The organism is Gordonia sp. 'Campus', assembly GCF_022206305.1.
In the GTDB taxonomy this organism is placed as follows: Bacteria; Actinomycetota; Actinomycetes; order Mycobacteriales; family Mycobacteriaceae; genus Gordonia.
Genome location: NZ_JAKOIW010000002.1, coordinates 1 through 13444 on the forward strand (window position 1 = coordinate 1; position 13444 = coordinate 13444).

At 69.5% G+C, this 13444-nt stretch carries 14 protein-coding genes; 8 read left to right on the top strand and 6 right to left on the bottom strand.

Going from position 1 to position 13444, the window contains the following annotated elements:
* Positions 1 to 56 precede the first annotated feature (56 nt).
* The 4 genes from MAY35_RS02050 to MAY35_RS02065 form a co-directional block, all read right to left on the bottom strand.
* Positions 57 to 2057, bottom strand: coding sequence for a maltotransferase domain-containing protein (locus tag MAY35_RS02050; protein WP_238418981.1), 2001 nt, complete (start codon positions 2055 to 2057; stop codon positions 57 to 59).
* Between the two features lie 163 nt (positions 2058 to 2220).
* Positions 2221 to 4302: an ATP-dependent DNA helicase gene (locus MAY35_RS02055; protein WP_238418982.1), complete on the bottom strand. Its 2082-nt coding sequence runs from the start codon at positions 4300 to 4302 to the stop codon at positions 2221 to 2223.
* A 149-nt stretch (positions 4303 to 4451) separates the two neighbouring features.
* A complete protein-coding gene (locus MAY35_RS02060; RefSeq protein WP_238418983.1) occupies positions 4452 to 5063 on the bottom strand; it encodes an isochorismatase family protein in 612 nt (203 codons plus the stop codon).
* Positions 5064 to 5152: 89 nt separating this feature from the next.
* Positions 5153 to 6457 carry a nicotinate phosphoribosyltransferase gene (locus tag MAY35_RS02065; RefSeq protein WP_238418984.1) on the bottom strand — a complete coding sequence of 435 codons (1305 nt, stop codon included), beginning with the start codon at positions 6455 to 6457 and terminating at the stop codon, positions 5153 to 5155.
* A 19-nt stretch (positions 6458 to 6476) separates the two neighbouring features.
* Between MAY35_RS02065 and clpS the strand changes: the two genes are divergently transcribed.
* From clpS to MAY35_RS02080, 3 genes are all read left to right on the top strand, one after another.
* Positions 6477 to 6800 (top strand): ATP-dependent Clp protease adapter ClpS, encoded by a 324-nt coding sequence (gene clpS, locus MAY35_RS02070; protein WP_238418985.1) that lies wholly within the window; start codon positions 6477 to 6479, stop codon positions 6798 to 6800.
* Positions 6801 to 6857: 57 nt separating this feature from the next.
* Positions 6858 to 7433: a DUF2017 domain-containing protein gene (locus tag MAY35_RS02075; protein WP_238418986.1), complete on the top strand. Its 576-nt coding sequence runs from the start codon at positions 6858 to 6860 to the stop codon at positions 7431 to 7433.
* A 64-nt stretch (positions 7434 to 7497) separates the two neighbouring features.
* Entirely contained in the window at positions 7498 to 8607 is a 1110-nt protein-coding gene (locus MAY35_RS02080; protein ID WP_238418987.1) for a P1 family peptidase, read from the top strand.
* A 73-nt stretch (positions 8608 to 8680) separates the two neighbouring features.
* Here MAY35_RS02080 and MAY35_RS02085 read toward each other — a convergent pair whose 3' ends face one another.
* Together MAY35_RS02085 and MAY35_RS02090 are read right to left on the bottom strand one after the other, a co-directional pair.
* Positions 8681 to 9085, bottom strand: a complete 405-nt coding sequence (locus MAY35_RS02085; RefSeq protein ID WP_238418988.1) for a DUF4189 domain-containing protein — start codon at positions 9083 to 9085, stop codon at positions 8681 to 8683.
* Positions 9086 to 9126: 41 nt separating this feature from the next.
* On the bottom strand, positions 9127 to 9960 hold the full coding sequence (locus MAY35_RS02090; protein ID WP_238418989.1) for an LppX_LprAFG lipoprotein: 834 nt from the start codon (positions 9958 to 9960) through the stop codon (positions 9127 to 9129).
* Between the two features lie 274 nt (positions 9961 to 10234).
* Here MAY35_RS02090 and MAY35_RS02095 point away from each other — a divergent pair, with 274 nt between their 5' ends.
* From MAY35_RS02095 to murI, 5 genes are read left to right on the top strand one after another with little or no spacing between them, the layout of a single operon-like run.
* Entirely contained in the window at positions 10235 to 10642 is a 408-nt protein-coding gene (locus MAY35_RS02095; protein WP_238418990.1) for a Mov34/MPN/PAD-1 family protein, read from the top strand.
* A gap of 2 nt (positions 10643 to 10644) precedes the next feature.
* Positions 10645 to 10935 (top strand): MoaD/ThiS family protein, encoded by a 291-nt coding sequence (locus MAY35_RS02100; protein WP_238418991.1) that lies wholly within the window; start codon positions 10645 to 10647, stop codon positions 10933 to 10935.
* Positions 10936 to 10937: 2 nt separating this feature from the next.
* The gene (locus MAY35_RS02105) at positions 10938 to 11909 is read left to right on the top strand and encodes a PLP-dependent cysteine synthase family protein (RefSeq protein ID WP_238418992.1); all 972 of its coding nucleotides are present in this window, start codon (positions 10938 to 10940) and stop codon (positions 11907 to 11909) included.
* A 26-nt stretch (positions 11910 to 11935) separates the two neighbouring features.
* The gene (locus tag MAY35_RS02110) at positions 11936 to 12568 is read left to right on the top strand and encodes a rhomboid family intramembrane serine protease (RefSeq protein WP_238418993.1); all 633 of its coding nucleotides are present in this window, start codon (positions 11936 to 11938) and stop codon (positions 12566 to 12568) included.
* A 17-nt stretch (positions 12569 to 12585) separates the two neighbouring features.
* A complete protein-coding gene (gene murI / locus MAY35_RS02115) occupies positions 12586 to 13398 on the top strand; it encodes a glutamate racemase (protein WP_238419333.1) in 813 nt (270 codons plus the stop codon).
* Positions 13399 to 13444 lie beyond the last annotated feature (46 nt).

A 13444-nucleotide genomic window follows, 5' to 3' on the forward strand; every position in this document is an offset into this window, starting at 1 on the left:
GTTCCGCCGGGGGCGGGGTGGTGTTCGAGGGATCGGAACGGTCGGTCACGGGTACCTCACTGGATCCGGTAGGCGAGCTGCTGTGCGGCGTCGGGGTGCAACGGCGGCAGGGCGAGGATGTGGGCGACCGCACGCCAGGGTTCGAGGCGCACGTAGTTGTCCTGCCCCCACCAGTACTCCTCGCCGGAGACCTCGTCGCGGACCGGGAAGTGGTCGTACCACTCGAAGCCGAGCTTCGGCAGGTCGAGCCACACGGTGGAGTCCTCGGCGCCGAACGGATTCAGGTTGATCACGACGACGACCCGATCCCCGGACACCGGGTCGATCTTGGAGTAGACGATCAGCGACGGGTTGTCGACGTGGTGAAAGTGGATGTTGCGCAGTTGCTGCAGCGCCGGATGCCGTCGCCGGATCTCGTTGAGTGAGGTGATCCACGGTTCGAGGGACTCACCGCGACTCGCGGCGGCCTTGTAGTCGCGGGGCCGCAGTTCGTACTTCTCAGAGTTCAGGTACTCCTCGCTGCCCTCGGCCACCGCACGGTGCTCATAGAGCTCGTATCCGCTGTACACACCCCAGGTCGGGGCGAGTGTCGCGGCCAGCGCCGCACGGAGTGCGAACATCCCCGGGCCGCCGTGCTGCAGGCTCTCGTGCAGGATGTCGGGGGTGTTCACGAACAGGTTGGGCCGGGCCTCATCGGCGTGGTCGGCGAGTTCGCGGCCGAACTGTTCGAGCTCCCACTTGAGCGTCTTCCACGTGAAGTACGTGTACGACTGGCTGAAGCCGAGTCGGGCGAGACCGTAGAGCCGGGCCGGCCGGGTGAACGACTCCGACAGGAACAGCACGTTCGGGTGGCGCTTCTTGACCTCGGTGATCAGCCACTCCCAGAAGTTCGGTGGCTTGGTGTGGGGGTTGTCGACGCGGAAGATGTCGACCCCGAGGTTCACCCAGTGCAGCACGACCTCGAGGACGGCGCGGTAGATGCCGTTGCGGTCGTCGTCGAAGTTGAGCGGGTAGATGTCCTGGTACTTCTTGGGCGGGTTCTCGGCATACGCGATGGTTCCGTCCGGCTGGACGAAGAACCAGTCCGGATGCTCCAGGGCCCACGGATGATCCGGTGCGCACTGCAGGGCGAGGTCGAGGGCGACCTCGAGGCCGAGTTCGCGGGCCCGGCCGACGAAGTACTCGAAGTCGTCCTCGGTGCCCAGGCGGGGGTGGATGGCGTCGTGTCCACCGTCCTTGGAGCCGATGGCCCAGGGCGATCCGACGTCGTCCGGTCCGGCGACGAGGGTGTTGTTGGGTCCCTTGCGGTTGACCTCGCCGATGGGATGGATCGGCGGGAGGTAGACGACGTCGAATCCCATGTCCGCGACGCGCGGTAGATCTTGTGCCGCCGTGAGGAACGTCCCGTGGACGGGGTTGCCGTCGTTGTCCCAGCCGCCGGTGGATCGCGGGAACAGTTCGTACCAGGAGCCGAAGAGGGCGCGCTTGCGGTCGACCCACACCCGGTACGTGCGGCTCTTGGTGACGAGTTCACGGACCGGGTTGTCGGTCAGGACCTCGACGACCTCGTCCGAGATCGCCAGGCCGACGCGGTTCTCGACACGGCGTCGGCGGGCGCGCAACTGTTCGGCGGCGTCGAGCAACAGTTCGCGTCGGTCGTCGGACACGAGCCCCGCCGCGGTGGTCAGCACCCGGGCGCCGATCTCGAGGTCGTTGGCGAGGTCCGCGGCACCCTGCCCGGCGTCGAGCTTCTTGATCACCGCGGAACGCCACGTCGTGTACGGGTCACTCCAGGCCTCGATGCGGTACGACCAGAAGCCCACCGAGTCGGGGACGAACGCGGCGTTGAATGTGTCCGGTTCGGGGGCGGGGGTCATCCGGATGTCGAGCGCGCGTCGTTGGGGTGCCTCGACATGCAATGTGACGCCGATGGCGTCGTGGCCCTCGCGCCATGCGGTGGTGCTCACCGGGAGCATCTCTCCCACAACGGCTTTGGCGGGCTGAAGCCCGGCCGAGACGAGGGGTGCGATGTCGTCGATACCCATGCGCCCGATCACGTGGAGCCTCCTGTCGTCAGCTCCCGCGCCTGGCCTGGGTGTGCTGTCGGTCTCGCCGTCGTTGGTATCACCGGTTCCCAACCTAGTGCCCCGCGGCGGGGATTGTCTCGTTCACCGGTCGCCCGTCGTGTTCGCCGGCCGGGTGTCGCGGCGTCTGGCGAGGTCAGCCCACCGAGGGCGCCGCGGCGGTCAACCGGGTGAGCGCCGAACGGACCACCGACGGGTCGGAGGTGCGCCACATCGGTGGTAGTGACGCCATCAGATATCCGCCGTATCCCGCCGTCGCGAGCCGGGAGTCGAGCACCGCGACGACCCCGCGGTCGTCGACCGACCGCAGCAGGCGGCCCGCGCCCTGGGCCAGGAGCAGCGCGGCGTGATTGGCCGCCACCGACAGGAAACCGTTGCCACCGCGCGCGTCGATCGCTCGCTGGCGGGCGGTCAGCAGGGGGTCGTCGGGGCGTGGAAAGGGGATCCGGTCGATCAGCACGAGGCTCAGCGACGGACCCGGGACGTCGACGCCCTGCCACAGCGACAACGTGCCGAACAGACAGGTGGCGGGATCGTCGGCGAACCGACGCACGAGCGTCGAGGTGGTGTCGTCGCCCTGGCACAGCACCGGGTGGTCGATGCGTTCCCGGATGGCCTCGGCGGCTTCTCGGGCCGCGCGCATCGACGAGAAGAGACCCAGGGTGCGCCCGCCCGCAGCGCCGACGAGTTCGGCGATCTCGTCCATCGCCCGTGACGAGATCCCCGAGCGGTCCGGACGGGGGAGATGCCGCGCGACGTACAGGATGGCCGAGCGCGGATAATCGAACGGCGATCCGGCGTCGAGGCCCGTCCAGCGCGCCGAACCCGAATCCGACGGCACCGCCTTGCCGTTCGCCGTGACATCGGAGACGTTCTGTTCATCGGCGACCGGACGGTCGGTTCCGCGGCCGGACGCGGGTAGGCCCCAGGTCGCGGCGAGTGCGTCGAAGGAGCCGCCGATGGTGAGTGTCGCCGACGTCAGGATGACGGTGGCGTCGGCGAACAGCGACGCCCGCAGCAGCCCGCCGACCGACAGCGGTGCGATGTGCAGGACCGGTCGCGGCTCGGCTCCGCGCCGCGAGGTGTCGAGTGCCGCCCACACCACGTCGCGACGTTTGGCCTCGTCGGGCTCGTCGAAGGCGCCCAAGATACGGACGACGGAGTCGTGCATGTCCTCCAGGGAGGTCAACGCCGCGGAGCGGGCGGCCGCGGCACCGTCGTCGGCCGCTCCGGCCATGCGCACCGGTCCGATGGCGCTGCGGGCCTGCCACAGCCGGTCGCGCAGCATGACCAACACCGTGGTCGCATCGGCGGGGAGTCCGGTCCACTGCCGCATCGGCGCGTTCTCGAGCAGTTCGCCCAGTTGCTCGCCCGCTCCGAGCAGGGCGTCGGCGGTCTCCTCGTCGACGAGCTTGCCGCAGCGTCGGGCGACGAGCGCCACGGATGCGGCCGAGAGTTCGTCGGTGGCCACCGAAGTCATCCGGTCGACCAGTTCGTGGGCCTCGTCGATGATGACGACATCGTGTTCGGGGAGCACGTTGGCCGGACTCGTCGCGTTGATGGCGAGCAGCGCATGGTTGGTCACGACCACGTCGACCTTGCCGGAACGGCGACGGGACTGCTCGGCGAAACAGTCCTCCCCGTAGGAACAGTTCGCCGCGCCGAGGCACTCACGGGCCGAGACGCTCACCTGCCGCCAGGAGCGGTCGGACACGCCGGGCACGAGGTCGTCACGGTCGCCGGTCTCGGTGTCGCTGCTCCACTCACGCAGGCGCGTGACCTCCCGGCCGGTGCGCGACAGCTCGAACGGATCGAACAGCTCGGTATCCGGCTCATCGGCCGTCCCGGAATGGATCTTGTTGAGGCACAGGTAGTTTCCTCGGCCCTTCAAGATCGCGAAGGTGGGCTCGCGGCCGATGGGTTTCTTCAACGCCTTCGCGAGGCGGGGGAGATCGCGCTCGATGAGCTGGCGTTGCAGCGCGATCGTCGCGGTGGACACGACGACCGTCCGGCCGCTCTCGACCGCGTGGCGAATCGCCGGCACGAGGTAGGCGAGCGATTTGCCGGTGCCGGTGCCGGCCTGGACCGCGAGGTGTTCGCCGGTGTCGATGGCGTGCGCCACCGCGGAGGCCATCGCGACCTGGCCGTCGCGACGGGCTCCGCCGAGCGCGGTGACCGCGGCGTCGAGCAGATCGGTCACCGGGGGTGTCTTGGACATGTGATGTGGGTTCCGGGGTTGTTCTCGGTGGGCGTCGCGTCTGATGGATCCGCGACGGTCGTGCGTTGTGGTGTATCAGACGGATCGCGGTGCCCGCCGGTTCCCTCGGGTGCGGCGGTGCCGTGCCCGTCGTGGGTTCTCCGATCGGGTCAGCCGGTGCGGGTCGAACCGTCGTAGAGCAGATCGCCGACCAGTTCCACCCCGGCCTCGCGCAGACTCGTCAGCGCCTTTGCGGTGGTCTCCTGCCCGACCGCGGCGGTGAAGTTGAGCAGCACCCGGGTGGTGAAGCCGGCGGTGACCGCGTCGAGCGCCGTGGCGCGCACGCAGTGATCAGTGGCGATACCCACGATGTCGACCGTCGCGATCTTGCGGTCGCGCAGCCACTCGGCAAGTGTCGAGCCGTCCTCGGCGGCGCCCTCGAAGCCGGAATACGCGGCGCTGTACTCACCCTTCGAGAAGATCTCGTGCGCTGCATCGGCATCGAATTCGCGATGGAACGCGACACCGTCGGTCCCGACCCGACAGTGCGGCGGCCAGGTGTCGACGTAGTCGGGGTCGTCGGAGAAGTGGTCCCCGGGATCGATGTGGTAATCCCGCGTCGCCACGACGGTCCGGTACTCGTCGAGGATGGTCGTCACCGCCCGGGCGACCGCCGCGCCGCCGTTGACCCCGAGGGCACCGCCCTCGCAGAAGTCGTTCTGGACGTCGACGACGATCAACGCGTCGGCGGGCCTGGTGCCGTCGTTGCGTTCGGTACTCATCGGATCTCCTGGCTCATCTGTCGGGTGTGTCGGCTCAGCGGGTTCGTCGGCTCAGGGGGCCGCTGTTCTTCGGGCGGATCGGCGGGTCGTCAACCCAGCTCGTAGCGGGTGGGAACGGCGGGGTCTCCGTGCGAGAGGCCGAGACCCTCCCACGGGAGGCTCACCAGACCTGCCGCGAGGTGGGCGCGCGCGTCGGCGAGGGTCGACAGCGAGTCGACCGGATCGCCGCCCCGGACGAGCGGGATCTGCAGATCCCGCAACCCGAACCCGTCGGCGGCCGGGCGGTCGGCGTCGGCGCGATAGATGATCTCCTCGACGATCGTGCCGCTCGAGCGCGCGGCGCGGACCGCGGACTTGGCGCCGCCGCGCGACTCCTTGTGACTGGCCCGCTTGGCGACCGGTACGCCGTCGACCTCGACGAGCTTGTAGACCATACCGGCAGTCGGTGCACCGCTTCCGGTCACCAGCGACGTGCCGACGCCGTAGGTGTCCACGGGCTCGGCGCGCAGCGAGGCGATCGCGTACTCGTCGAGGTCACCGGAGACCACGATCTTGGTGTCGACGGCGCCGAGATCGTCGAGCTGGGCCCGGACCTGACGTGCCAGCACGCCCAGGTCGCCGGAGTCGATCCGGACGGCGCCGAGCTCCGGTCCGGCGACCTCGATCGCGTTGCGGACGCCCTGGGTGATGTCGTAGGTGTCGACGAGCAGTGTCGTGCCGACACCCAGGGCCTCGATCTGAGCAGCGAACGCAGCCTTCTCGTCGGGGCCGTCGGGCCCGGTGAAGCCGAGGGTGAAGGCGTGGGCCGCGGTGCCCGCGCTCGGTACCCCGAAACGACGCGCCGCCTCCAGATTCGAGGTCGCGGCGACACCGGCGATGTACGCGGAGCGCGCACTGGCGACGGCTGCCCGCTCATGTGTGCGACGCGATCCCATCTCGATGATCGGGCGCGCTCCGGCGGCGCTGACCATCCGGGCGGCCGCCGACGCGATCGCGCTGTCGTGGTTGAGGATCGAGAGGATGAGGGTCTCCAGCAGAACGCCCTCGGCGAAGGTCGCGCGGACCGTCAGGATCGGCGATCCCGGGAAATACAACTCGCCCTCGCGGTACCCGTCGATGTCTCCGGAGAACCGGTAGTTCCGCAGCCAGGCGACGGTGTCGGCGTCGAGGAACCTCTCGACGACCGCGATCTCCTCGTCGCCGAACCGGAACTGCGTCAGCTCGTCGAGAATCCGCCCGGTGCCGGCCACCACGCCGTAACGCCGCCCGTCGGGCAGGCGGCGTGCGAACACCTCGAATGTGCACCGCCGGTGTGCAACCGGGTGGCGGAGCGCTGCCGCGACCATCGTCAGTTCGTACTGATCGGTCAGCAGCGCGGTGTTGTCGATGCTCACAATCGCTTACCCTGTCCCTATGGCGCCTGACGAAACTCGTGCGCACGAGGCTACCCCCGGCGGTACGGCGGTCGCCGAACCAGAGGTCGCCGACGGCGCGGCGGGACTCGACAAGCCCTGGATGACGATCGTGTGGGACGACCCGGTCAACCTCATGCGGTATGTGACATTCGTCTTCCAGAAGATCTTCGGATACTCCGAGTCCCGGGCCAACGAACTGATGATGCAGGTCCACACCGAGGGCAAGGCCGTGGTGTCCTCCGGCGATCGCGACAAGGTCGAGGGCGACGTCCGGAAACTCCACGCCGCCGGCCTGTGGGCGACGATGCAGCGGGATTCGTGACCGCCCGATCCGGAACCGCATCGCCACCGTCCGCGACGGCCCGGGCACACTGAAGCCGTGCGCACCTGGAAACGCAAGGGCCGCGGCGATTCGATCCGCATCGCCTCCCAACTCGACGCCCACGAGGCCGAGCTCCTCGCGTCGATGGTCACGTCGATGTGTGAGTTGCTCACGGAGCGGGCCGATTCCGCGCCACGCGACGATCTCGCGACGCTGACCGGTATCCGCGTCGGGCACTCGGAGGCGCCGGACGACGTGACCCTCGGCCGGCTGCTACCCGATTTCCACCGGCCGGACCAGGACGACGAGCTCTCCGCCGAGGTGGTCAACGGAAAGTTGAACTCGGCTCTGCGCAGTGTGAACGAGCCGAAGATCATCGACGCGAAGCTCGAGTCCGCGCGGGTGCTGCTCGACACCCTGCCCGCCGGCGGTGGCGACTTCGCACTGACGCCCGACGAGGCGACCGCGTGGCTGGCCGCGCTCAACGACGTCCGCCTGGCGCTGGGGGCGATGCTCGGCATCTCCGAGGACACCCCCGACCAGTTGCCGCCGGACCATCCGCACGCGGCGCACCTCGACGTCTATCACTGGCTGACCGTGATGCAGGATCTGCTCGTCGAAGCCCTGATGTGACTCGCTTCGACGGGACGCGCCGTGCGTGCGAAGGAACTGTGTCCGTGACGACGAGAGGGATTCTGTGACGACCACCGGACGACCGGCCCGACAGGGTGACCGGATCACCGACATCGCGGGGATCACCGTGGGGCACGCTCATCGCGTCGACCCCGATGCGCGGGTCGCCGGTTCGTCTGACGGTTCCGGAACACCGGACGGACACGGCTGGGCCACGGGTACGACCGTGGTGCGGGTGGCCGCACCGGGGGCGATCGCCGCGGTCGACGTCCGCGGGGGAGGTCCGGGCACCCGGGAGACCGATCTGCTCGACCCGTCGAACACCGTGCAGACCGCGCACGCGATCGTGCTCAGCGGCGGAAGCGCCTACGGTCTCGCGACGGCCGACGGGGTGATGCGCACGCTCGAGGCCGAGGGCGTGGGTCTGCCGCTGGACGACCGGGGCCACGTCGTACCGATCGTGCCGGCCGCGGTGATCTTCGATCTGCCGGTGGGGGCCTGGGACCTGCGGCCCGATGCCGGCTTCGGGGCCGAGGCCGCGCGAGCCGCCGGAACCGACTTCGCCGTCGGATGCGTCGGCGCGGGCGCCGGTGCCCGCGCGGGTGCGCTCAAGGGCGGCGTCGGGACGGCGGCGACGACCATCGAGGCGGGTCCGGCGGCGGGCATCACGGTGGGCGCGGTGATGGTCGCGAACCCGGTGGGCGCGGTCATCGACCCCGAGACCGGTGCGCCGTGGGATCTCGGGGACAGCGCGCTCGCGGGACTCGGTCTCCGCCGGCCCGACGCCGACGACATCGCCCGGCTCGCCGACCTCGCCGCCAAACACACAGTGCTCAACACGACCATCGGCGTCGTCGCGACCGACGCGGTGCTCGACGCCGCCATGACCAAGAGGCTGGCGATGGCCGGACACGACGGGCTCGGTCGCGCGATCCGGCCGGCCCACTCGCCGTTGGACGGCGACACCATCTTCGGTGTGGCGACCGGAGCGGTCCGGCCCGTGTCGCCCGTCCCGTCGCCCGCCGGAATGCACGCCGACGTCGCGGTGGTCGCCGAGGTGTGCCGGGTCGCGGCCGATGTGGTGCAGCGGGCGATCGTCGACGCGGTCCTGGCGGCCGAGCCGGTCGCCTCGATCCCCACCTACGCCCAGGCGGCGCCATCGGCCTTCGGCTGACCGGGCCGACCGGGCCGACCGGGCCGACCGGGCCGACCGGGCCGACCGGGCCGACCGGGGCGGTCAGCCGGGGTCAGCGGTGTCCGCTGGTGCAACCCCAGTAGTAGATCGACCCGCCACCGGCGTGGTACAGCGCACCGGCCTGGGCCGTGTAGAGCCGCGACCCCGTCCCGTATCCCCAGTAGCTCGGTGACGATGCGATCGCGCCGCACCCGTTGACGAACTGCGCCACCACCCGACAGTCCGCAGCCGGGCAGACGCGGGTCGCCGCTGCTGCTGCAGCGGCAGCGGAGCCGTAGTCGAGGGCCCGGCCCACCGAACCGGTCGACGGGGACAGGGCGAGCGCGCCGTAGTAGTCGTGGTACGCGTGGGCGGGCGCTGCCGTGACCGCCGTGCCGGTGAGTGCGGCCGCGACGGCGACGACCGCCATGGCGAGGCCTGTGATGCGCCGGGACAGGCCCTGGCGGAGATCGGTCATGGGTGCTCCTCGGTGGGTGGTGGACGGAGTGCGCATCGCGACTACCCGCCCGCCGGGTCGCGGGTCGGTTGACCGGGAGTCGTTGTACCCGAGGGTGTTTCGGTCGGGGTCTGAATCACGTCGGGTTTGGTGACCGCGACGGTCTTGTTCCAGTCGGACAGGTCGACGGTGATCGTCGTGGCACTGTCGGCAGGGTCGGGACCGAACACCAGCCGCGCGAGCTGATTGGTGCCGGTCGTCAGCCAGACGGTGATCGGCACCGGAGTGTCCCGGGGGCCGACGATCTGCCGGGCGCCGGTCAGTGCGGCGAGGGCTCCCGCGGGCACGGTGCCGTTGATCTGCCGGGTCTCGACCCCGGCGATCGTCTCCGATCCGATCTCGGTGGGATTCCGGAACTCGCGCAGGACGTTCGCGAGCCCGTTCTCCGGATCGAGAAACACCGAGACGTCGTAGATGGACTTGCCGTCGCCGTAGCTCAGGTACCCGTCGCCGGCTATGTCGGCATAGAGCACTCCGTCGACGTAGACGAACGGGGCCGCGACCTCCTGCGGATCCTTGGTGCCCAGGACGACGGTCGCCTCGCCCTTCGCGGCGTCGTCCGGTGTGGTCACCAGATCTGCGGTGACCTTCTTGGCATTCAGATCGGGCACGGTACCCGCGACGTCGAGATCGAGGTGGGCGCCGTCGAGGGAGGCGGTGTTGTCCGCGGCGGCGGCGATCTGGGCGGCGGGGTCGGCGATGATCGTGGTCGAGGCGGACACGCTCCCGGTCGGCGTGGGAGATCCGGTCTCCGACGGCGAACATCCCGTCAGGGCGATCGCGGCCACGATCCCCGCGGACAGAGCGGTCGTCGCCACCCGTTGCACTCGCTGCATGAGAAGTGTCTCCTCCGTTGGGTTTTCGACGCACCCCCGGCGCCGTTGCGATTGGACACTAGCGGCGTCAAGCGATTGATCGCGGAACTGTACGGCTGCCGAATGACGTTCCGGCGGATGACGCGAGCCCCGTGGTCGGTGGCTGCAGGGACCGCACGCGACGCCGATCACACCGGGTCGCGGAATAGGGGCGCCGGCGGCGATGTTGCCGAACCGAGGAGGCCGCGAGAAGACTCGGGGCGCCACGAACGTCCGCGCAGGAGACGGGAGACCGATGCTCAGGATCGATCAGGAGTTGATCGACGCCATGGTTGCGCATGCGCGTGCCGATCATCCCGACGAGGCGTGCGGGGTGATCGCCGGCCCCGAGGGCTCCGACGACCCGCAACGATTCGTCCCGATGGTCAACGCCGAACGATCGCCGACGTTCTACCGATTCGACTCTGCCGAACAGCTGTCCGTGTGGCGCGAGATGGACCGCCGGGACGAGGAGCCCGTGGTCATCTACCACTCGCACACGGCGACCGAGGCCTATCCCAGTCGCACCGACATCTCGTATGCGGGGGAGCCGGGTGCGCACTATGTGCTGGTGTCCACGCGCGACCCCGAGACCGCCGAGATCCGCAGCTATCGCATCGTCGACGGTGCGGTCACCGAAGAAGACATCGAGATCAGGAGCTGAGCATGTCCGTCACCGTATCCATCCCGACGATCCTGCGGACCCACACCGGCGGCGCCAAGCGCGTCGAGGGGTCGGGCGCGACGCTCGCCGCCCTCATCGACGACCTGGAGGCGGGCAATCCCGGTCTGAAGGAACGCCTCGTCGCCCCGGACGCGACCGGCACCGCGAAACTGCACCGCTTCGTCAACATCTACGTCAACGACGAGGACGTGCGGTTCTCCGGCGGCCTCGACACCTCGATCGACGACGGCGACGAGGTGACCATCCTCCCCGCGGTCGCCGGCGGCTGCTGAGCGTGACCCGCTACGACTCACTGATCGACTCGGTCGGCAACACCCCGCTGATCGGTTTGCAACGGCTGTCCCCGCGTTGGGACGACACCGACGACGGTCCGCACGTCCGACTCTGGGCGAAGCTGGAGGACCGCAACCCCACGGGGTCGATCAAGGACCGGCCGGCACTGCGGATGATCGAGCAGGCCGAGCGCGACGGGTTGCTCCGCCCGGGTTCGACGATCCTCGAACCCACGAGCGGCAACACCGGGATCTCGCTCGCCATGGCCGCCAAACTCAAGGGCTACCAGCTGATCTGCGTGATGCCCGAGAACACCTCGGAGGAGCGGCGGTCGTTGCTGCGCATGTTCGGCGCACAGGTCATCTCCTCGCCCGCGGCGGGCGGGTCCAACACCGCGGTCGCGGTGGCCAAGAAGCTCGCCGGGGAGAATCCCGACTGGGTGATGCTCTACCAGTACGGGAACGCGGCAAACGTTGCCGCGCACTACGAGGGCACGGGCCCGGAGCTCTACGCCGACCTCCCCGAGATCACCCACTTCGTCGCCGGTCTGGGGACCACCGGAACATTGATGGGTGTGGGACGTTTTCTGCGCGAACGCAATCCCGAGGTCGAGATCGTTGCGGCCGAACCGCGCTACGGCGACGAGGTCTACGGGCTGCGCAACATCGACGAGGGCTTCATCCCCGAGCTCTACGACGACACGGTCCTCACCCGGCGATTCTCGGTCACCGGTGTCGACGCGGTGGCGCGAGTCCGCGAACTGATCGATCTCGAGGGCATCTTCGCGGGCATCTCCACGGGTGCGATCCTCCAGGCGGCACGAGGCATCGGCAGGCGCGCGTTGAAGGCGGGGACCCGGGCGGACATCGGGTTCGTGGTCCCCGACGCGGGATGGAAGTATCTGTCGACCGGCGCGTACGAAGGTAGTCTCGACGACGCGGAGCAGGCACTCGAAGGCCAGCTCTGGGCATGACCCCGCTACCGAGGAATCCCTAGGCCATGAGCTCGTACACCCCGCCGGTCGGGCAGCAGCCCGCGCGGCGAGCGCGCCCGCTGTGGTTGCGTTCGGCGATCATCACCGTCTGCATCGTCGCGACGCTGCTCGTGATCGAACTGATCGACGCGGCCCTGCGCTACGACCTCGACTCCGCGGGAATCGAGCCCCGTCAGGTCGACGGACTCGACGGAATCCTGTGGGCGCCCCTGCTCCACGCCGACTGGCAGCACCTGTTCGCGAATCTGATGCCCGGTGCGGTGCTGTGCTTCCTCGTGCTGATGACGCAGCGGTTCCTCGTCGTCACCGGCATCATCTGGGTGGTGTCCGGTCTGGGGGTGTGGCTGTTCGCCGCCCCGTACTCGATCACCGTCGGTGCCTCCGGGATCATCTTCGGCTGGCTCACGTTCCTCATCGTGCGGGGTCTGTTCAACCGCGACCTCTGGCAGATCCTCGGCGGCGCGGTCCTCTTCCTGGTCTACGGCTCGATCCTGTGGGGGGTGCTGCCGTCGGACCCGATGATCTCCTGGCAGGCGCATCTGTTCGGCGCGGTCGCCGGCGTGCTCGCGGCCTGGTTGCTGGGCGCTCGCGACCGGCGCAGGCGGCAGGGTGCCGAAACCACGGGGGTGTCGTCATAGCCGGGTGGGACGCGGGTCTGGCCGCCGGCGTCTCCGACGCGGGGGCACCCATCGGCATCTTCGATTCCGGGGTCGGCGGACTCACCGTCGCGCGCGCCATCATCGACCTGCTGCCCGACGAGGACATCGTCTACATCGGTGACACCGCGAACGGGCCCTACGGGCCGCTGACGATTCCCGAGATCCGCAGACACGCACTGGCGATCGGCGACGACCTGGCCGAGCGGGGCGTGAAGGCCATCGTGATCGCCTGCAACACGGCCTCGGCGGCGTGCCTGCGCGATGCCCGTGAGCGGTATGCACCCATCCCGGTCATCGAGGTCGTGCTCCCGGCCGTGCGGCGCGCGGTGGTCGCCACGAAGACGGGGCGGATCGGGGTGTTGGGCACCGAGGCCACGATCGCCTCACGCGCGTACCAGGATTCGTTCGCGGCGGCCCGCGATGCGGTGATCACCGCGGTGGCGTGCCCGAGGTTCGTCGACTTCGTCGAGCGGGGGATCACCAGTGGCCGCCAGATCCTCGGGCTGACCCAGGGCTATCTCGAACCCCTGCAACAGGCAGGCGTGGACACGGTGGTCCTCGGATGTACGCACTACCCGTTGCTCTCCGGGGTGATCCAGCTCGCGATGGGCGACGAGGTCACGCTCGTCTCCAGTGCCGAGGAGACCGCGAAGGACCTGTTCCGTGTCCTCACCGAGAACGACATGCTGCATCCCCACGCCGGGCGCGCCGCCACGCGCCTCTTCCAGGCGACGGGCGACCCGGACATGTTCGCGAAGCTGTCCAGCAGGTTCCTCGGTCCGGTGATCGGAGCGGTCCAGCACGTGTGATCGGCGCGCGGTCCATCGCCGCGCACTTGTGACCCGGTATGACGGC